The sequence below is a fragment of the Xanthomonas sp. NCPPB 3959 genome, from assembly GCF_056675575.1.
Map to the genome: position 1 here is coordinate 33,845 of NZ_JBWWVR010000006.1, position 19,442 is coordinate 53,286.

Annotated in this window: 16 protein-coding genes; 12 read left to right on the top strand and 4 right to left on the bottom strand. The window is 64.2% G+C overall.

Annotated features, from left to right (window positions below; all coding sequences use genetic code 11):
- Positions 1-5: 5 nt before the first annotated feature.
- From AC1KVG_RS08710 to rpmG, 4 genes are all read left to right on the top strand, one after another.
- Entirely contained in the window at positions 6-3,221 is a 3,216-nt protein-coding gene (locus tag AC1KVG_RS08710) for an efflux RND transporter permease subunit (RefSeq protein ID WP_481094137.1), read from the top strand.
- Positions 3,218-3,850 carry a cation efflux transmembrane domain-containing protein gene (locus AC1KVG_RS08715; protein WP_481094138.1) on the top strand — a complete coding sequence of 211 codons (633 nt, stop codon included), beginning with the start codon at positions 3,218-3,220 and terminating at the stop codon, positions 3,848-3,850. Before AC1KVG_RS08710 ends, AC1KVG_RS08715 begins: the two co-directional genes overlap by 4 nt.
- 277 nt (positions 3,851-4,127) lie before the next feature.
- Positions 4,128-4,364 (top strand): 50S ribosomal protein L28, encoded by a 237-nt coding sequence (gene rpmB, locus AC1KVG_RS08720; RefSeq protein WP_002809459.1) that lies wholly within the window; start codon positions 4,128-4,130, stop codon positions 4,362-4,364.
- A gap of 13 nt (positions 4,365-4,377) precedes the next feature.
- On the top strand, positions 4,378-4,545 hold the full coding sequence (gene rpmG, locus AC1KVG_RS08725) for a 50S ribosomal protein L33 (protein ID WP_002809462.1): 168 nt from the start codon (positions 4,378-4,380) through the stop codon (positions 4,543-4,545).
- A 267-nt stretch (positions 4,546-4,812) separates the two neighbouring features.
- Here rpmG and AC1KVG_RS08730 read toward each other — a convergent pair whose 3' ends face one another.
- The 3 genes from AC1KVG_RS08730 to AC1KVG_RS08740 form a co-directional block, all read right to left on the bottom strand.
- Entirely contained in the window at positions 4,813-5,835 is a 1,023-nt protein-coding gene (locus tag AC1KVG_RS08730) for an amidohydrolase family protein (protein ID WP_481094139.1), read from the bottom strand.
- Between the two features lie 366 nt (positions 5,836-6,201).
- Positions 6,202-7,257, bottom strand: a complete 1,056-nt coding sequence (locus tag AC1KVG_RS08735; protein WP_481094140.1) for a 4-oxalomesaconate tautomerase — start codon at positions 7,255-7,257, stop codon at positions 6,202-6,204.
- Positions 7,250-7,921 carry a 4-carboxy-4-hydroxy-2-oxoadipate aldolase/oxaloacetate decarboxylase gene (locus AC1KVG_RS08740; RefSeq protein WP_481094141.1) on the bottom strand — a complete coding sequence of 224 codons (672 nt, stop codon included), beginning with the start codon at positions 7,919-7,921 and terminating at the stop codon, positions 7,250-7,252. Before AC1KVG_RS08740 ends, AC1KVG_RS08735 begins: the two co-directional genes overlap by 8 nt.
- Positions 7,922-8,022: 101 nt before the next feature.
- Here AC1KVG_RS08740 and AC1KVG_RS08745 point away from each other — a divergent pair, with 101 nt between their 5' ends.
- From AC1KVG_RS08745 to AC1KVG_RS08770, 6 genes are all read left to right on the top strand, one after another.
- Complete coding sequence (locus tag AC1KVG_RS08745) at positions 8,023-9,333, top strand: LysR family transcriptional regulator (protein WP_481094142.1); 1,311 nt, start codon at positions 8,023-8,025, stop codon at positions 9,331-9,333.
- A 13-nt stretch (positions 9,334-9,346) separates the two neighbouring features.
- Positions 9,347-10,765: a cardiolipin synthase gene (gene cls / locus AC1KVG_RS08750; RefSeq protein ID WP_115039225.1), complete on the top strand. Its 1,419-nt coding sequence runs from the start codon at positions 9,347-9,349 to the stop codon at positions 10,763-10,765.
- A gap of 353 nt (positions 10,766-11,118) precedes the next feature.
- A complete protein-coding gene (locus AC1KVG_RS08755) occupies positions 11,119-12,510 on the top strand; it encodes an FAD/NAD(P)-binding protein (RefSeq protein ID WP_481094143.1) in 1,392 nt (463 codons plus the stop codon).
- Positions 12,511-12,644: 134 nt separating this feature from the next.
- On the top strand, positions 12,645-14,831 hold the full coding sequence (gene uvrD, locus AC1KVG_RS08760; RefSeq protein WP_481094144.1) for a DNA helicase II: 2,187 nt from the start codon (positions 12,645-12,647) through the stop codon (positions 14,829-14,831).
- Between the two features lie 114 nt (positions 14,832-14,945).
- Positions 14,946-15,584, top strand: a complete 639-nt coding sequence (locus tag AC1KVG_RS08765) for a hypothetical protein (RefSeq protein ID WP_481094145.1) — start codon at positions 14,946-14,948, stop codon at positions 15,582-15,584.
- 375 nt (positions 15,585-15,959) lie between these two features.
- Entirely contained in the window at positions 15,960-16,406 is a 447-nt protein-coding gene (locus AC1KVG_RS08770) for a universal stress protein (RefSeq protein ID WP_006452697.1), read from the top strand.
- Between the two features lie 146 nt (positions 16,407-16,552).
- Here AC1KVG_RS08770 and tagK read toward each other — a convergent pair whose 3' ends face one another.
- On the bottom strand, positions 16,553-17,212 hold the full coding sequence (gene tagK / locus AC1KVG_RS08775; protein WP_481094146.1) for a transcriptional regulator TagK: 660 nt from the start codon (positions 17,210-17,212) through the stop codon (positions 16,553-16,555).
- 489 nt (positions 17,213-17,701) lie between these two features.
- Here tagK and AC1KVG_RS08780 point away from each other — a divergent pair, with 489 nt between their 5' ends.
- Together AC1KVG_RS08780 and AC1KVG_RS08785 are read left to right on the top strand one after the other, a co-directional pair.
- The gene (locus tag AC1KVG_RS08780; RefSeq protein WP_481094147.1) at positions 17,702-18,769 is read left to right on the top strand and encodes a patatin-like phospholipase family protein; all 1,068 of its coding nucleotides are present in this window, start codon (positions 17,702-17,704) and stop codon (positions 18,767-18,769) included.
- Between the two features lie 245 nt (positions 18,770-19,014).
- Entirely contained in the window at positions 19,015-19,440 is a 426-nt protein-coding gene (locus AC1KVG_RS08785; protein WP_481094148.1) for a hypothetical protein, read from the top strand.
- The last annotated feature ends 2 nt before the right edge of the window (positions 19,441-19,442 follow it).

Here is a 19,442-nt window from a genome sequence, read left to right on the forward strand (position 1 = left end):
GCATCATGCTCACTAACATCATTCGGTTCGCGATCGCGCAGCGGTGGTTAATGCTGGCGTTGACGGGGGTATTGATTGCGATCGGGGCATGGAGTTTTTCGCGCTTACCGATCGATGCGACGCCGGATATCACCAATGTGCAGGTGCAGGTCAATACGGCCGCGCCAGGGTATTCGCCGTTGGAATCGGAGCAGCGGGTGACGTTTCCGCTGGAGACGGTGTTGGCGGGCTTGCCGGGGCTGGAGTCCACGCGCTCGTTGTCGCGCTATGGCTTGTCGCAGGTGACGGCGGTCTTCACCGATGGCACCGATCTGTATTTTGCGCGGCAGCAGGTGTCCGAGCGGTTGCAGCAGGTCAAGTCGCAATTGCCGGCCGATCTGGAGCCGCAGCTGGGGCCGATCGCGACCGGCCTGGGCGAGATTTTCATGTACACGGTGGAAGCCAAGCCGAATGCGCGCAAGCCCGATGGCAGCGCGTGGACGGCCACCGATCTGCGCACCCTGCAGGACTGGGTGGTGCGCCCGCAGTTGCGCAATGTGCCCGGCGTTACCGAGGTCAATACCATCGGCGGCTATGCGCGGCAGATCCATATCACGCCCGATCCGGCGCGGCTGGTGGCGTTGGGGTTTACGCTGGACGATGTGGCCCGCGCAGTGGAAGCCAATAACCGCAATATCGGCGCCGGGTATATCGAACGCAACGGCCAGCAGTTTCTGGTGCGGGTGCCGGGGCAGGTGGACGATATCGCGCAGATCGGCGCCATCGTGCTGGATCGGCGCGAGGGTGTGCCGATCCGGGTGCGCGATGTGGCGCAGGTCGGCGAGGGCCGCGAGTTGCGCACCGGTGCCGCCACCCAAGACGGCACCGAAGTGGTGCTCGGCACGGTGTTCATGCTGGTCGGTGCCAATAGCCGCACCGTGGCGCAAGCGGCCGCGCAGCGCCTGGAACTGGCCAACGCCAGCTTGCCGGCCGGCGTGCAGGCAGTACCGGTCTACGATCGCACCGCGCTGGTGGACCGCACCATCGTCACCGTCGCCAAGAACCTGATCGAAGGCGCCTTGCTGGTGATCGTGGTGCTGTTCCTGCTGCTGGGCAATGTGCGTGCGGCCTTGATCACCGCGGCGGTGATTCCGTTGGCGATGTTGTTCACCCTCACCGGCATGGTGCGCGGTGGCGTGTCCGGCAATCTGATGAGCCTGGGCGCGCTGGATTTCGGCTTGATCGTCGATGGCGCGGTGATCATCGTGGAGAACTGCTTGCGCCGCTTCGGCGAAGCGCAGTTGCGTCTGGGACGTGTGCTCGAGCGCGATGAGCGATTCGAACTCACTGCCGAAGCCACTGCCGAAGTGATCCGTCCCAGCCTGTTCGGCCTGGGCATCATCACCGCGGTGTATCTGCCGGTGTTCGCGCTCACCGGCATCGAGGGCAAGATGTTCCATCCGATGGCGATCACCGTGGTGCTGGCGCTGACCGGTGCGATGCTGCTGTCGCTGACCTTCGTGCCGGCGGCGATCGCCTTGTTGCTCGGTGGCAAGGTGGCCGAGCACGAAAACCGTGCGATGCGTTGGGCGCGTCGCGTGTACGCGCCCCTGCTCGATCGCGCACTGCGGCACGGTCGTTTGGTCGGCATTGGCGCAGTGGTAGCGGTGGTGGTGTGCGCGGTGTTGGCTACGCGCCTGGGCAGCGAGTTCATTCCGAACCTGGACGAAGGCGATATCGCGCTGCATGCCTTGCGCATTCCCGGCACCAGCCTGGAACAGGCCATCACCATGCAATCCACGCTGGAAAAACGCATCAAGCAGTTTCCGGAAGTGGCGCATGTGTTCGGCAAGCTCGGCACCGCCGAAGTGGCGACCGACCCGATGCCGCCATCGGTGGCCGATACCTTCCTGATCATGCATCCGCGCGAGCGATGGCCGGATCCGCGCAAGCCCAAGGCGCAACTGGTGGCCGAGATCGAGGAGGCGGTGAAGCAATTGCCCGGCAACAACTACGAGTTCACCCAGCCGATCCAGATGCGCATGAACGAGCTGATTTCCGGCGTGCGTGCGGATGTGGCGATCAAGGTGTACGGCGACGACCTGGACACGTTGGTCAAGCTGGGGCAGCGCGTCCAGGAGGTCGCCAGCACGGTGCCGGGCGCGGCCGACGTGAGCCTGGAGCAGGCCACCGGCTTGCCGATGCTGGCGGTGGTGCCCGATCGCGCCGCGCTGGCCGGTTATGGCCTCAATCCCGGAGTGGTGCAGGACACGGTGTCGGCCGCAGTGGGTGGGCAGGCGGCCGGGCAGTTGTTCGAAGGCGACCGCCGTTTCGACATCGTGGTGCGGCTGCCGGAAGGCCTGCGTCAGGATCCCACCGCATTGGCCGATCTGCCGATCCCGCTGCGTGGCGATGGCGAGCGCGCCGATGCGGACGAGTCCAGTCGCGCGGCCGGCTGGCGTAGCGGCGAACCGACCACCGTGCCGCTGCGTGAGGTCGCGAAGATCGAGACCGTGCTGGGGCCCAATCAGATCAATCGCGAAGACGGCAAGCGCCGCATCGTGATCACCGCCAATGTGCGCGATCGCGACCTGGGCGGATTCGTCGCCGAGGTGCAGCAGCGCGTGCAGGCCGAGGTGGTGCTGCCCACCGGTTACTGGATCGGCTACGGCGGCACCTTCGAGCAACTGATCTCCGCCGGCCAGCGCCTGGCCTGGGTGGTGCCGGGCACCTTGTTGCTGATCTTCGCGCTGCTGTACTGGTCGTTCGGCTCGCTGCGCGATGCGCTGGTGGTGTTCAGCGGCGTGCCGCTGGCATTGACCGGCGGCGTGGTGGCGTTGGCACTGCGCGATCTGGCGTTGTCGATCTCCGCCGGCGTCGGCTTCATCGCGTTGTCGGGCGTGGCGGTGCTCAACGGCCTGGTGATGATCGCCTTCGTGCGCAGCTTGCGTGCCGAGGGCATGTCGCTGGAGCAGGCGTTGCGCGAAGGTGCGCTGAGCCGTCTGCGCCCGGTGTTGATGACCGCGCTGGTGGCCGCACTCGGCTTTGTGCCGATGGCCTTCAACGTCGGCGCCGGTGCCGAGGTGCAGCGCCCGCTGGCCACGGTGGTGATCGGCGGCATCGTCTCGTCCACGCTGCTGACCTTGCTGGTGTTGCCGGTGCTGTATCGCTGGCTGCATCGCGAGCGGGCGGGGCGATCCGGATCGGTTTTCGCGGCAACGCCGCAGGCAGGCACGCTATGAGCGAGTCCTGTTGCGGGTGCGGCAAGACCCTGGATGTGGCCGCAATGCAGGGTCGTCAGCGGCGCGTGCTGTGGTGGGTGTTGGCGATCAATGCCGGCAGCTTTGCGCTGATGCTGGCCGGCGCGCTGCATAGTGGCGCCGCTTCGCTGCTGTCCGGCAGCCTGGATAACCTGGGCGATGCGCTGACCTATGCATTGAGCCTGGCGGTGGTGGGCGCCAGCCTGGCGGCCAAGGCGCGGGTCGCCTTGCTCAAGGCCGGATTGATTCTGCTGGTGGCGCTGTCGGTGGCCGCCGAGATCGGCTGGAAGCTGGCCCACCCGCAGCTGCCGCTGTTTCAGAGCATGGGGCTGGTGGCCGCGCTGAACTTTGCCGCCAATCTGGTGTGTTTGCGCCTGCTGTGGCCGTACCGTAACGGCGACATCAACCTGGCCTCGGCCTGGGCCTGCTCGCGCAATGATGTCTACGAAGGCCTTGCGGTGCTGGCTGCCAGTGCGGCGGTGTGGGCGTTCGGCAGCGGCTGGCCCGACCTGGTGATCGCGGTGGCGTTGCTGCTGCTGTTCCTGCGCTCGGCCTGGCAGGTGGCGCGCGGCGCATGGGCGGAACTGCATCGGGTCGCTGCGCTGACGTAGGCCGGGGAAGGCCGATCGACCACCGCCGTCGGGCCAGGTGCCGATAGCGGTGGGGTTAGCGGGCGAGCGCTGTAAGTGCTTGCGGCACAAAGGAAAGCCGTGCATAATGCGCGGCTCGCTGTGCCCGGATCGCTCCGGATGGCGGCACCCAGCGCGATGGGGTTGCCGGCTCGTTCCCAGCGTAAGTTCTTGATTCCCAACGTTGCGTGGCAGCCTAGCGCTGTCGGGGCCGCCGCTCCCCAGGCTATGGGTGGCAATTCATTTATCGAGGTGCGTAATGTCCCGCGTATGCCAAGTGTCCGGCAAGCGTGTGCAGACGGGTAACAACGTCTCCCACGCAAACAACAGAACCCGTCGTCGCTTCCTGCCCAACTTGCACGAGCGCCGCTTCTGGGTCGCCAGCGAGAACCGCTGGGTGAAGCTTCGTGTCTCCGCGCATGCATTGCGCACCATCGACAAGAACGGGATTGATGCCGTTCTGAAAGAGCTGCGTGCGCGCGGCGAAAAGGTCTGAGGAGTAAGCAGTCATGGCAAAAGGCAAGCGTGACAAGATTCGTATGATTTCCTCGGCCGCTACCGGCCACTTCTACACCACGGATAAGAACAAGAAAAACACTCCGGGGAAGATGGAAATGATGAAATACGACCCGGTCGTGCGTAAGCACGTGATGTACAAGGAAGGCAAGATCAAGTAATCCACCGATTACGCGATCTGCATCCAAGCAAACACCCGCCGAAAGGCGGGTGTTTGCGTTTGTGGGGTTTGGGCGTTTAGGGGTTTCTCGACCGTCGTTTTAATCGGCACTCCTCCGGGGCCAACACAACCCGGCGGACTGCATCCCTCTCCCTGCGGGAGAGGAGTAGGGGTGAGGGTACGGGGCGAAGCCACTTTGAGTACCAGAGGCTTCGCCCGTACCCTCATCCGCCCCTGCGGGGCACCTTCTCCCGGAGGGAGAAGGGGATTACATCCCGCGTGCGCGCAGTTGCGCATCCAGACGCGGATACACCCGCCTGGCATTGCCTTCGAACACCTTGCGCTTGTCGGCATCGGAGATCGCCAATGCATCGATGTAGCGCTTGGTGTCGTCGAAATACTGGCCGGTCTGCGGGTCGATGCCGCGCACCGCGCCGACCATCTCCGAGCCGAACAGGATGTTGTCGATGTCGATCACCTCGAACAACAGGTCGATGCCAGGTTGGTGATACACGCAGGTATCGAAGAACACATTGCGCATTACGTGCGTGGACAGCGGCGGCTTGCCGAGCATGTCGGCCAGGCCACGGAAGCGGCCCCAGTGATACGGCACCGCGCCACCACCGTGCGGGATGATGAAGCGCAAGTCGGGAAAGTCGCTGAAAAGATCGCCTTCGAGAAACTGCATGAACGCGGTGGTGTCGGCATTGAGATAATGCGCGCCAGTGGCGTGGAAGTTGGCGTTGCAACTGCCGGACACATGCACCATGGCCGGCACGTCGAGCTCGACCATTTTTTCGAAGAACGGATACCAGGCGCGGTCGGTTAACGGCACGCCGGTCCAGTGACCGCCTGAGGGATCTGGATTGAGATTGCAGCCGACAAACCCGAGTTCGGTAACGCAACGTTCCAGCTCGGCGATCGACTGCGCGATGGAGACGCCCGGCGATTGCGGCAACTGGCACACGCCGATAAAGGTATGCGGATACAGCTGCACCACGCGCGCGATCAGGTCGTTGCAATGCCGCGTCCAGATCTGGCTCACCGCCTCGTCGCCAATGTGGTGCGCCATGGTGCTGGCGCGTGGCGAAAAAATCGTCATGTCCGCGCCGCGCTCGCGCAGCAGCCGCAGTTGATGCTGCTCGATGCTTTCGCGCAATGCGTCGTCGGAGATCTGCGGATAGATCGGTGCCGGCAACTGCGGGTCGTCGTAGTGTGCGATCTGCGCCTTGCGGAAGGCGTCATGTGCAGCGGGCGCGGTGGTGTAGTGGCCGTGGCAGTCGATGATCATGAGAATGCTCGTTGAGGTGCGCAGAACGCGCTACGCATCCGACCGATAGATGTGCAGTGCGCATGTGGACGGATGTCTGGATTCGGATGCATGGGTCTGGGAGCGATGCAGTTCCGCGTATGCACTGCCATCGGTCTGCAGTTGTCGGCGAAGCAATGCATCGCACCCGAGCGAACCGGAATGCCGCGCTGATATCGGGCGGGTAGCCCGAAAAGCGAATCGCGTTGCTCGAGTGCACAGAGAACGCGCCACGCGCGATCGTTAATAGCCGGCACGCGGACTGCAGCACGCAGCACACCACGCATCAACGCCCCGGGCTCAAGCCAGCGTAATGCCGGCTGCCACATCGCAGGCGGGCAGCCGCGCTCAAGCAAACAACTCACCATCGAACAGTTTGCGTGCGGTGCGCAGCACGGCGGCACGTACCACCTCACCGTGCGCGTCGAGCGTGATGACACAGCTGCTCGCGCCGCTCGCATGTTCCACATCCAGCTGCTGTGTACTGCCGCCAGGCAACTGCGACAGCGCATGCGCGGGCGCGCCGGGCAGCAGGCAGGCAGTGGCGACGGTGACCGCGCCCAGCACGCCGATCGAGGCATGGCAGCGGTGCGGGATGAATGAGCGCACGCTGATCGCGCCGCCGTTGCGCGGTGCGGCGACCAGCATCATTTTCGGCACGGTGGCATCGGTGACATCGCCCAACCGCATCAACGGGCCGGCCTGCAGGCGAATCGATTCCAGGCGGGCTTTCAGTGTCTGGTCTGCATCGAGCGTGGCGCGGTCTTCGTAGCCGCTGATGCCAAGATCGCTGGCGCGCAGCACCACGCAGGGCATGCCGTTGTCGATCAGGGTGACCTCTACGTCGTCGAGCGTCTGCACCGCATGGCCGGTCGGCAGCAACGCGCCACACGAAGAGCCGGCGATCTCGGCAAACGCCAGTGCAATCGGCGCAGCGGTGCCGGGCACGCCGTCGATGCGGGCATCGCCGGCGTAACGCACCTTGCCGCCGGGCGTCTGCACGGTGGCGGTGGCTAGCGTGTTGGTATTGCGCATGAAGATGCGTACGTCGGTTTCGCCATCGTGCGCGGGCAATAAGCCGCGTTCCAAGGCGAAGGGGGCGACGCCAGCGAGCATGTTGCCGCAGTTCTGCGCGTCGCTAACCTGCGCCTGTTCCACCGACACTTGCAGGAACAGATAGTCCACGTCGGCATCGGCACGCGTGGAGCGCGACACCACCGCGACCTTGGAGGTGAGTGGGTCGGCGCCGCCCATGCCGTCGATCTGGCGCAGATCCGGCGAACCGTAGGCGCGCAGCAGAAACGCATCGCGTGTGGCGCGATCGCCGGGCAAATCGTCGGCCAGAAAAAAACCGCCCTTGGAGGTGCCGCCGCGCATCCACATCGCGCGTACGTGCTCAGACATAGCGCAGGCCTTTGGCCGCCAGGCGTTCGCGCATGGCGTAGATATCCAGGCCCAGTTCGCCGCTGGCAAGACGGTCGCGTTTGATCAGCTCGCGCGCTTCGCGTGCCTGCGCTTCGGCCAGCACCTGCGCAGCAGTGGCGCGCGGCACCGCGCACACGCCATCGTCGTCGGCCACCACCACATCGCCCGGCTGCACCAGCGCACCGGCGCAGACCAGCGGCACGTTGACCGAGCCCAGTGTCTCCTTGATGGTGCCCTGCGCGCAGATGGCACGGCTCCATGCGGGGAACTGCATGGCAGTGAGATCGCGCACGTCGCGCACGCCGGCATCGATGATCAGCCCGCGGCAGCCGCGCGCCTGCGCCGAGGTGGCCAGCAGGTCGCCGAAATAGCCGTCGCAGCAGTCGCTGGTCGGCGCCACCACCAGCACGTCGCCGGGCTGCAGTTGCTCGATGGCTACATGCATCATCCAGTTGTCGCCTGGCGGAATCGACACCGTGACCGCGGTGCCGGCGATGCGGCAGCCGGTGTAGATCGGGCGCAGGCGGTAATGCAGCAGGCCACTGCGCCCCTGCGCCTCGTGCACCGTGGCCACGCCGGCTTGCGCGAGCCCATCCACGATGGCCAGCGGGGTGCGCTCGATCCGGGTGACGACCTGGCTCATCCATCCATCCTCGTTAGGGGTGTGCCGAGTCTGTGCGCCGATCGCCTGATGGCTCAAGATTCATTTGAGGTATGCATATTGGTTTTGCTTATAGTTAGAGCATGCCGCCAAATCTGGAACCGAACCTTCGCCATCTGTACGCCCTGGTCGTGGTGCACCGGCTGGGCAGCGTCAGCGCGGCCGCGCCGCAGGTGAATCTGTCGCAGCCCGCGTTGACGCAGGCGGTGGCGCGGCTGGAACAGCAGCTCGGGGTGCGCCTGTTCGATCGGCATCCGGGCGGCATGGTCGCCACCGAGGCCACGCAGCTGCTGGTGCCGCGCATCGAACGTGCGTTGGAGCAGCTGGGCCGTGGCATCCGGGTGGCGCGTCGTGCGCTGCGGCTGCCGGCACGCCCGGGCCTGGAGCGGCGGGTCTCGTTGGGGCAGTTGCAGGCGTTGATCGCAGTGGATGTGGCGGGCAGTTATTCGCTTGCGGCGGCGCGCGCCGGGGTCTCGCAGCCGGCGATCTACCGCGCGGTGCAGGCGCTGGCCGAGGTGATCGAGGTGCCGCTGACGGTGCGTCGCGGCAAGACCATGCAGCCCACCCCGGTGGCGGTGCGGCTGTTGCGGCAGGTGCGGCTGGCGCTGGCCGAGCTGCGCGCCGGGCTGGACGAGGTGGCTGCGCTGCGCTCGCAGCACGCCGGCCGGCTCACGCTGGGGGTGATGCCGTTGGCGCGGGCGATCCTGCTGCCGCAGGTGCTGGCGCGCTTTGTGCGCGCGCATCCCGGTGCCAGCGTCAACGTGGTCGAAGGGCCGTATGCCGAATTGCTGGCGCATCTGCGCGATGGCGAGCTGGATCTGCTGATCGGTGCGCTGCGCGAGCCCTTGCCGGTGCGCGATGTGCTGCAAGAGCCGTTGTTCGACGACGAGCCGGTGATCGTGGCGCGCAGCGGGCATCCGCTGGCCGGGCAGGCCTATGCGTTCGCACAATTGCTAGAGTACCCCTGGGTGATCGCCACCACCGGCACGCCGGTGCGTGCGCGCTGGGAGCAGATGTTTCGCGATCAGGGCATCGAACCGCCTGCGCTGCGCATCGAATGCGGCGCGGAGCTGACCATCCGTGGGCTGCTGCTGGAAGACGATTGGCTCACGCTGATGTCGCGCGACCAGTTTCTGTTCGAGCGCCGCGCCGGGTTGCTGTGCGAGATCGGCGCCACCGGGCCGCAGCTGCGCCGCCAGATCGGCATGACGCTGCGCAGCGACTGGCATCCCACCCGCGCGCAGTCGGCGTTCGTGCAGACGCTGCGGCAGGTCTGCGCCGAGCGCGTGCAGCCGGCCGATGCGCACGGCGGGCCGTTTCGCTATTGCGCGCCGATCAGCGGCATCGCGCCGTTGCGTTCACACGCGGCGCAGTCAGAATCGGAGTCTTCTTGAGAACGGATCGCTGATGCTGCCCGATTGGTTGCAAGGGACCTGGCTACTGGCGCTGGACTGGGCGATCCGCCTGGCTGCACTGCTGTGGATTCCGGCCCGCACCACGCCCGGCGCGGCGCGCAGCTGGCTGTTGCTGATCGGCTTCGTGCCAGTGGTCGGCCTGCCGCTGTATCTGCTGTTCGGCCACCCGTGGTTGTCGCGCTTGCGGGTGGAGCGCCAGGCCACCGCCTCGCAGGTGATCCGCGAACAGCAACTGCCCTTGCATGCCTTGCGCTGGATGCCGCAGGCGGATTCCAGCAGCGCCGAGGTGGTGCCGCTGATCGAACGCCAGGGCGATTTCATGCCCACGCTGGGCAATGCGGTGGAGTTGCTGGACGACTACGCGCAGTCGTTGCAGGCCTTGACCGACGCGATCGATACGGCGGAAAAACGCGTGCATCTGCTGTATTACCTGATGTTCGACGATGCGGTGGGCGATGCGGTGGTGGCCGCACTGGAGCGCGCCAGTGCGCGCGGCGTGCGTTGCCGCGTGCTGCTGGATGCGGTGGGCGCCAAGCGTGGCTTGCGCCACTACCGCAAGCGGCTGCAGGCCGGCGGTGTGGAGGTGCTGGCGGTGTTGCCCGGTGGGCTGCGCTGGCGTCGCAGCGGGCGCATGGATCTGCGCAATCACCGCAAGATTGCGGTGATCGACAACCAGGTGGGCTTTGTCGGCTCGCAGAATCTGGCCGAGGCCGGCTTTATCGAAGGCGTGCCCAATCGCGAACTGGTGGCGCGCGTGCGCGGGCCGGTGGTCAATCATCTCGAAGCGGTGTTCGCCAGCGACTGGTTCACCGAAACCGGGCAGCGCCTGGACGTGTGGCCGGACGCGCCGGTGTGCGAGGCCAACATCGCCACGCAACTGCTGCCGAGCGGGCCGGCGTACCCGTTCGAGAATGCGCGCGATGCGATCAATGCGGTGATCCACCTGGCGCGCCGCAAGGTGGTGCTGGTGACGCCGTACTTCGTCCCCGACGAAGCCTTGCTCAGTGCGTTGCGCATTGCCGGGGTCTCGGGTGTGGATGTGCAGCTGATCCTGTCGGAGAGCAACAACCAGGTCCTGGCGGCGTGGGCGCAGGAGGCGTATTTCGAAGAGCTGCTGCGCTGCGGGGTGAAGATCGCGCTGTACCGCCCGCACTTTCTGCATGCCAAGCACCTGAGCGTGGACGAGGACATCGCCCTGGTGGGGTCGATCAACCTGGACATCCGCTCGTTCGCGCTCAACGCCGAGATCGGCATGCTGTGCTACGACCATGGCGTGGTGCAGCGGCTGCGTGCGATCGAGCAGGATTACCTGGCCAACGCACGCCAGCTGCAGCTGGAGCAGTGGCGTAGTCGCCCGGCCTGGCGCCGCAGCCGCGAGGGAATTGCGCGGTTGGCGGATGCACTGATGTAGGGCTTGCGTGTGCGTGTCGTATGACGGCGCATTGCCAGCTGGAACGCGCGTCGATGCCTGCGGGTGCGGGCGCATCGCTGGGCGCAAGCACAGGTTGGCAAGGTCTTGCTGCGTTTGAGAGTGCCCGCCTTTCGGCGTAGGCCTCAGGCAAGCCGGCGCTTTCCAACGTGACGACGAGCACCTCGCTCGTCGTCACCCAGGTCGGATTGGACGGACGGTGCTCGTCGTCTTCCCGGATGTCGGACAACGCGCATCGCACGACGGCCTCTGCGCAGCGGTACGTGATCCCGGCCATGACAGCGGCCATGGCGGCTGTCATCGGTGCGACGTGACGCATCGCCTACAATTGCCGGATGAATGAACTGCGTGATCCCGGCGATGCAGTGATCGCCATCGTCGGCGGCGGCGCATCCGGTGTGCTGGTAGCGCTGCAATTGCTGCGTCAGGCGACCGCGCCGGTGCGGATTGTGTTGATCGAGCCGCACGCCCCGCTGGGCGAAGGCGTGGCGTATTCCACCACGCGTGCCGAACACCTGCTCAATGTGCCGGCAGCGCGGATGAGTGCGCTGGTGGAGGCGCCGCAGGATTTTGTCGATTACCTGCGCGCGCAGGCCTGCTGCCCGGAGCTGGAAGACGCGCAGCTGCCGCAGCAGTTCGTCGGGCGCAGGCATTACGCGCCTTATCTGCGCGATCGCTTGCAGGCCGCACGTGCGCAGAGCCCGGCGACGCTGACCGTGCAGGCCGCACGCGTGCAGACCTTGCAGCCCAATGCTTCCGGTGCGCTGCTACAGCTGGACGACGGGCAAACGCTGCAGGCCACCAGCGTGGTGCTGGCGGTGGGCAATGCGCTACGGCCGTTGCCGCTGCGTGGCGCCACCGGCTTGTCGAGTGCGCAGCGGGTGGAAGCCTGGGATACCGAAGCGGTCGCGGCGTTGCCACAGGACGCGGCGGTGTGCATCGTCGGCTCGGGGCTGAGCATGGTCGACACGGTGGTGACGCTGGCCGCGCAGGCGCATCGCGGGGCGGTGCATGCGGTGTCGCGGCATGGGTTGTTGCCGTTGCCGCAGACGCATTGCGTCGCGGCGGATTTCGATCCGCAGCCGTTGTTGGCGTTGTCGCTGCGTGCGCGCATGCACGCGCTGCGTCGGCATGCGCGCAAGGCGATGGCGCAGGGGTTGCCCTGGCAGAGCGTGATGGAGCGTATCCGCCCGTTGAGTCAGGCCTTGTGGCACACGCTGTCGGTTGCAGATCAACGCCGCTTCCTGCGCCATGTGGTGCGCTACTGGGATGTGCATCGTCATCGCATCGCCGCACCGGTGCATGCGCAGTTGCAGGCGATGCGTGCGCGCGGACAACTGCAGCTGCATCGCGCGCGGCTGGATGTCGCATTCCAGGTTGGCGCCTGCGTGCGGGTGAGTGCCGGCGCCAGTGCCGGGCATGCCTTGCAGCTGGATGTGCAGACGCTGGTCAACGCCACCGGTGTGGAAATGCGCGTGCAGGCGATGCGCAACCCGCTGCTGCAACAGCTGCTGGGGCAGGGCATTGCGGTGGCCGGGCCGCATGGCATCGGGGTGGATACCGATGCCGATGGCAGTCTGATCGATGCCGATGGACGCACCAATCCGCAGCTGCGGGTGATCGGCAGTCTGAGGATCGGCGCGTTGTGGGAAAGCCTGGCGGTACCGGAGTTGCGTGAGCAGGCAATGGCGATTGCGCGGGATGTGCTGGTATTGCTTGGGCGGTGAGGGGCTTTGTTCCCTTCTCCCACCGGGAGAAGGTGGCGCGTAGCGCCGGATGAGGGTCCGAGCGAAGCCTCGCATTCCAAACCGCTTCATCGCAATCTCAGCCGCAGCGACGCCACAACCGGTAAAATGGTCCGGTGGATGTCTCTCATTTGCTCGATCATTTAAACCCCGCCCAGCGCGAGGCCGTTTCCGCGCCGCCGGGGCATTACCTCGTGCTGGCCGGTGCCGGCTCCGGCAAGACGCGCGTGCTGATCCATCGCATCGCCTGGCTCAACGAAGTCCAGGGCGTGCCCAACCACGGCATCTTCGCGGTGACCTTCACCAATAAGGCCGCCGGCGAAATGCGCCACCGTACCGACCTGCAGCTGCGTAACGGCAGCCGCGGGATGTGGATCGGCACCTTCCATGGGCTGGCGCATCGGCTGTTGCGGCTGCATTGGCAGGACGCGCGGCTGCCGGAAGGCTTCCAGGTCATGGACAGCGACGACCAGTTGCGGCTGGTCAAGCGTGTGGTGCAGTCGTTGGAGCTGGACGAGGGCAAGTACCCGCCCAAGCAGATGAGTTGGTGGATCAACGAACAGAAGGACGAAGGCCGCCGTCCGCAGCACATCCAGCCCGAGCCCAACGACGACTGGACCGAGGTGCGCCGGCAGGTGTATGCGGCCTACCAGGAACGCTGCGACCGCTCCGGGCTGTTGGATTTCGCCGAGTTGCTGCTGCGCGCGCATGAACTGCTGCGCGACACCCCGGCGTTGCTGGCGCATTACCGCGCGCGCTTCCGCGAGATTCTGGTCGACGAGTTCCAGGACACCAACGCCATCCAGTACGCCTTTGTGCGCGTGCTGGCCGGTGAGACCGGCCACGTGTTCGTGGTCGGCGACGACGACCAGGCCATCTACGGCTGGCGCGGTGCCAAGGTCGAGAACGTGCAGCGCTTTTTGAAGGACTTCCCTGGCGCGCAGACGGTGCGGCTGGAGCAGAACTACCGCTCCAGCGCGAATATTCTGGGCGCGGCCAATGCGGTGATCGCGCACAACCCGGACCGCATCGGCAAGCAGCTGTGGACCGATTCCGGCGATGGCGACCCGATCGATCTGTATGCGGCCTATAACGAAGTCGATGAGGCGCGCTATGTGGTCGAGCGCGCGCGGCAGTGGGTGCGCGACGGCGGCAGTTACGGCGAAGTGGCGGTGCTCTATCGCAGCAACGCGCAATCGCGCGCGCTGGAAGAGGCGCTGATTTCCGAGCAGCTGCCGTACCGCGTGTATGGCGGGATGCGCTTCTTCGAACGCGCCGAAATCAAGGATGCGTTGGCCTACCTGCGGCTGCTCAGCAACCGCAGCGACGATGCCGCCTTCGAGCGCGCGGTCAACACGCCCACGCGCGGCATCGGCGATCGCACGTTGGACGAAGTGCGCCGGCTGGCACGCGCCAATGCGCTGTCGCTGTGGGAAGCGGCGATGCTGTGCACGCAGGAAAACACCCTGGCCGCCCGCGCCCGCAATGCGCTGGCCACGTTCCTGAGCCTGGTCGGCCAACTGCATGCCGAAACCGGCGACATGGAACTGGCCGAGCGCATCGACCACGTGCTGATGCGCTCGGGCCTGCGCGAGCACTGGGCCAAGGAAAGCCGCAGCGGGCTGGATTCGGAATCGCGTACCGAGAACCTGGACGAACTGGTGTCGGTGGCCTCGCGCTTCACCCGCCCGGACGACGAAGACAGCCAGGGCATGACCGAGCTGGTCGCCTTCCTTGCTTACGCCTCACTGGAAGCCGGCGAAGGCCAGGCGCAGGCCGGCGAAGAAGGCGTGCAGTTGATGACGCTGCACTCGGCCAAGGGCCTGGAATTTCCGATCGTGTTTCTGGTCGGTCTGGAAGATGGCTTGTTTCCGAGTGCGCGCTCGCTGGAAGAAAGCGGGCGGCTGGAAGAAGAGCGTCGCCTGGCGTACGTAGGCATCACCCGCGCGCGCCAGAAGCTGGTGCTGTGTTACGCCGAATCGCGGCGCATCCACGGCCAGGACAATTACAACGTGCCCTCGCGCTTCCTGCGCGAGATCCCGCGCGACCTGCTGCACGAAGTGCGCCCGAAAGTGCAGGTCTCGCGCACCGCCTCGCTGGGCGCGGCACGCGGCGGCCCGGTGCACGGCGTGGTCGAAGCCGCACCGATCAAGCTCGGCGCCAATGTCGAACATCCCAAGTTCGGCGGAGGTGTGGTCGTGGATTACGAGGGCGCCGGTGCACACGCGCGCGTGCAGGTGCAGTTCGACGAAGTCGGCGCCAAGTGGCTGGTGATGGCGTATGCGAATCTGACGGTGATGTAGGCGTTTCTTCTACTACGGGGAGACGCACTGTGGTGGCCGCTGTTGATTGGACAACGAGGTTTTCCCTTCTCCCATCGGGAGAAGGTGGCGCGCAGCGCCGGATGAGGGTACGTCGTGGCTGGCAGTGGCGATGCGCGAATTTCCACAGGACGGAGCGAAGCGATGATGGTGGAAGCGACGATAAAAGCTTTTGTGGAAGCCTCGATGTCTGCAGAGGAATTTGAACGGAAGATTCAGTCAGATGCATCCTTCGAACGTCTTCTAAAGAATGAAGTTCAACTTCCTGCCTACATCCAGGAAGCTGATCTCTACACGCATCTGATCAGTCAGGACTACAGCCGGATCGGCTCTGTCTACAATGTTCAAAAACTACTTTGCAGCTTCTTGAAGAAACACGAGGTTGCGCATGTCTGTAGTGAAAAATATGGCGAATTACTCGAGTTGACACTGAAAGCTCAGCCCAAATGGCTTGATCTTCCATCCTGGTACTTTTCCCTTGCTATCGAAGGTCAGGGCGATAGCAAGGGAAAGGAACTGGTGAGGATTTTAAAAGACAAGATCGCGCAGGATTTTCGTTTCTTGAAATCGGCGCCGAAGTGGCTGCAAGGCCCTGATTGGCCTATCGTTGAAGGACGGCCGTTGGTGTTTGTAGGGCAGATCGACATTGGCAGCCTCCGTCACGACACTGCGCAGCTGTACATTTTCTATGATGATCACACTGGAGCATTCGTAAATTTCAGCCAGTCCTGCTAGAGGCTGCCGAGCTGGGCAATACTAGCGGCCAGCGAAAGTTTTCATGTCATGCGTACACGTGCAACGCATCCGACAGCAGACGAGCGCGTTGCATCTACGTATTGCGGTCGTAAATTGGACATGTAACCGTCACTACGAGCGTGCCGTTGTGCGCTGCCCGATGCATTCACAGCATCATCCGTGACACCCTGCGATCGAATCGAACGCAGAGCAACACATGGCAGGATGCGCAGAAATGAGTCGGGCGAGCTCTACAACCCTGCTTGAGCACCAGTGCAACCGCCGCAGCTGGATTGATCCACATCAATGTCTGCGTCGCTGGACCCTGTCAGGCTGCCATCACCGGCGATGCTGCCAGTCACTTCGGAGATCACCATGTACAAACGTATCCTGATCGCCATCGATGCATCCGAGCTGTCGCATCGTGGTTTGTTCCAGGGCCTCGAACTGGCCAAGGCGACTGGCGGCAAGGTCGATATCGTCACCGTGTCAGAGCCATGGGCGATGGGCATGTACGACGCGATGGGCTGGAGCGTGGGCTACGAGGCAAGCCCGGAATATCGCACCGAGCGCGAGGCCGCTGCCGAGAAGATTCTGCGCCCGGCACTGGAACTGGCGGCTGCGGCCAATATCAAGGCCACCTCGCATCACGTGCTGGATCGGTTCGCCGCCGAAGGCATCGTGCAGACCGCCAAGGACTGCAACAGCGATCTGATCATCATGACCTCGCACGGACGCCGCGGCGTGCGCCGCATGCTGCTCGGCAGCCAGACGGTGGAAGTGCTTACCAACAGTTCGATTCCGGTGTTGGTGATTCGCTGACTGGCGGATGTTTTGCTGCACAAGAACACGCGCAGTGCATCTCAGGTGTCAGCCCGCATGTTCCGTTGTAGGAGCGCGCCTGAGCGCGAGAGGCGTTACCGGTAACGCCCCATCGCGCGCAAGCACGCTCCTACGCGGATTACGGATCAGTTTTCCATTGTTTCAGGCTGACCCGCAAAGCGGCTCGCCGGCTGTGCAAGACGCCGTAGCGCTTCGGTATGCATCAGCGGGGCGGGCTGGACCGGCAGCGTGCCAGGGCGCACCGGCGCGTGATCGCGTTGCGCATCCTGGCTCAGCTCGCGCATGAAGCGCCATAGCGGCATGTAGTGGCCGCGGCGCGGCGAATGCGTTGCCGGCGCAGACCGACAGTGGCGGCGCCATTGCATCGGCTGCATGCCGAAACGCTGCTGAAAACAGCGTTGAAACTGCCGTTCCGAGGCGAAGCCCATCTCATACAGCAACCAGGTCAGGCTGCACTCCGGGTAGGCCTGCAAATAGCGGTGCGCGGTGCACAGGCGCTGCTCGCGGATGTAGCGGGCCACGCCGCCACGCGACTGGAACAGCCGGTACAACGAGGCGCGCGATAGCGCGAACGCCTGTTGCAAGGACTCGGTACCGAGCTCGGCCTCGCCGATATGCTGCTCGATGTAGGCCAGCAGATCGATCATCAGCGGCGCGTGCGCCACCACCGATGCCGATGCCTGCGGGACGATGGCGCCGTAATAGCCGGTGTTGCTCATGCGGGTGCTGCCTGCGGCCCACTCCCCGGGGCCTGTTATCTGATCAACCGAGAAAAGCGGCGCCAACCCATCACGGTCTTTTATGAACTCCGTGCTGCGTCACGCATCGATGCGATCGACGGCGATCCAGACCAACCGGCTGGCCCATTCCTCAATGCACCGCGACGCCGCATGGACCCTGCCTGCGCTTTGGGCAGCGACCAATGCAAAACCACTAGCAACGGCATCGCATCGAGATCAGGCTTGGGAACAGTGCTGGCTAGCGCTGCACTGCATGAGGTCGCGCCGATTCGCTGATTCGAAAAGACTGGGTTCTGCAGCGCGATGCTGGCCGCCAAGTGAATACCGAGCTCAGCACGACCGAAGGCACGCAGAAAGGCGATGGCAGATCACATGATCAATGCGGTGAGACGATTTGTCGGGTGATCGACGAAGGTGCTTCTAGGGTGACGCAACGGGAAACAGAAGCGTCGTCGCCACACTCTCACGCACACGTGGAATCGTCCTGACAGCTGTCGGTATCCCGCGCTAGCGGGACAGTCAGATCGCTTGCTCTTGACGCCTTCGTACACACGTTTCAAGACAGTGCGCGCTCTCCAGGAGACTTCAATGTCGTTCAATATCATCAGCTGCGATGGCGGCGGAATTCGAGGACTGATCACCGCGATCCTCATCCAGGACCTGGACCAGCACAGCAACATCCTCAGCCATGCAAATTGCTTTGCCGGCACTTCCACCGGTGGCCTGCTTGCTCTGGCATTGGTGCAAAACGTCTCGATCAACACGATTATCGAGATGTACATGACCAAAGGCGCAAGCATTTTCGAACCCAACGGGTGGCTTCTCGATCAACAGGCCGAGTCGCAACAGCAAGGGGTGGACGCGACGCTGGGCAGCGGGCCGGGTTTCTTCAGCAGCCAGTACAAGAACGATGGATTGATCCAGATCGCAAGCGGATTGTTAGGTGCAACGCTGCTTGCAGACGCGAAGCGGCTCGTCGTCGTCAACGCCGCGCGCCTGTGGGACGCGACCAGTGGGAACTGGATGCCTGCCACGTTCTCCAACGGCGTCAACAATGCGTACAGGCAGATCAGCATGGTCGATGCCGCATTGGCCACGTCTGCCGCGCCAACCTACTTTCCGCCTTATCGGGTTTCCGGAGCATACGGCGACTATGGGTTCTTCGCCGACGGCGGCGTGTTCGCCAACAATCCGGCCATGACCGCCGTGGCCGAGGCCATTGCCAGTGGCCTGGTGAACAGCGTCGGCAATATCCAGCTGCTCTCGCTTGGAACCGGCAGCAGCCCGCAAGGAATTCCATCCACCGCGATCGGCAACCCGCTCGACTGGGGCGCAAAATCCTGGCTGTATCCCTGGGCAAGCGGCTCGGTGCCGGCCATGCCGCTACTGAATCTGACCATGGATGCAACGGCCGAACTTGCAAGCATTCAGGCCGAGCAGGTGCTGGCCGGCAACTTCAAGCGCGCCAATGTCGAACTGAAACGTCCTTACGCACTGGATGACTGGAAGCATGTCGCTGATCTGGCCAGCGAAACCCAGGCTTACCTGCAGACAGATGCGTGGAAACAGACGCGTGATTGGGTCGCCAGCCGCTGGACATAGGGCAAATATCGGATTTTCGCGTAGGTGCAGCGTGGAGCTGCCGGAGCGCTGCTGCGTGGACAGCCCGCACGCTAGGTTCCAATCGTTTCGTCCGCATCCACCTCGCAGCTCGCTCTGCGTTGTTTGCCAGTCCTGGCGTTGACCCGGAATCAGGACACGCCGGCAGCAACATCGTCATCACTTTCAGGTTGTAGCAGTGTTCCAGCCGGAACGCAGTGTCTTGGTTTGCCATCAGGAGATAACGAATGAGCAACGCATCGCCACATCCGCACGATGAATCCGGTATCGAATGGACCGACGCCGTCAGCGACAAAGGAATTCCCTACCAAATCGGGTTTCACGGCAGCAGCCAGGAGACGGAGCAAGCCGATGCTGCAGGCGAAGAAGCGAAGAGAGATTTCGGCATTGCTGTCGCTTGGCCGCTGACCGGAAACAATTGGACCGATACCACCGCAGAGGTCAAATCGATTGCTGCGATTTCTCGCTATAATCTCGGAGCCTACGGCGGGACCTGGGCATATATTCTGTATTTCAGCAACACCGAGCACTACGACTACTATTTCTACGACAAGACAGGCGACAGCTATCAGGTCAACACGTATCGCAATGGCGACCATTACGTGAGGTACAACTCGAGTGATCCGGCGATTGCCTTTATCAAAGGCAGCTGATT

What these genes read in the sequence shown, in the direction of transcription:
- AC1KVG_RS08740 (WP_481094141.1), bottom strand. Translation starts at nt 7,921, where the DNA reads ATGAGCCAGGTCGTCACCCGGATCGAGCGCACCCCGCTGGCCATCGTG.
- cls (WP_115039225.1), top strand. Translation starts at nt 9,347, where the DNA reads ATGCTGCCCGATTGGTTGCAAGGGACCTGGCTACTGGCGCTGGACTGG.
- AC1KVG_RS08715 (WP_481094138.1), top strand. Translation starts at nt 3,218, where the DNA reads ATGAGCGAGTCCTGTTGCGGGTGCGGCAAGACCCTGGATGTGGCCGCA.
- AC1KVG_RS08755 (WP_481094143.1), top strand. Translation starts at nt 11,119, where the DNA reads ATGAATGAACTGCGTGATCCCGGCGATGCAGTGATCGCCATCGTCGGC.
- rpmG (WP_002809462.1), top strand. Translation starts at nt 4,378, where the DNA reads ATGGCAAAAGGCAAGCGTGACAAGATTCGTATGATTTCCTCGGCCGCT.
- AC1KVG_RS08770 (WP_006452697.1), top strand. Translation starts at nt 15,960, where the DNA reads ATGTACAAACGTATCCTGATCGCCATCGATGCATCCGAGCTGTCGCAT.
- AC1KVG_RS08785 (WP_481094148.1), top strand. Translation starts at nt 19,015, where the DNA reads ATGAGCAACGCATCGCCACATCCGCACGATGAATCCGGTATCGAATGG.
- AC1KVG_RS08710 (WP_481094137.1), top strand. Translation starts at nt 6, where the DNA reads ATGCTCACTAACATCATTCGGTTCGCGATCGCGCAGCGGTGGTTAATG.
- AC1KVG_RS08745 (WP_481094142.1), top strand. Translation starts at nt 8,023, where the DNA reads ATGCCGCCAAATCTGGAACCGAACCTTCGCCATCTGTACGCCCTGGTC.
- rpmB (WP_002809459.1), top strand. Translation starts at nt 4,128, where the DNA reads ATGTCCCGCGTATGCCAAGTGTCCGGCAAGCGTGTGCAGACGGGTAAC.
- AC1KVG_RS08730 (WP_481094139.1), bottom strand. Translation starts at nt 5,835, where the DNA reads ATGATCATCGACTGCCACGGCCACTACACCACCGCGCCCGCTGCACAT.
- AC1KVG_RS08735 (WP_481094140.1), bottom strand. Translation starts at nt 7,257, where the DNA reads ATGTCTGAGCACGTACGCGCGATGTGGATGCGCGGCGGCACCTCCAAG.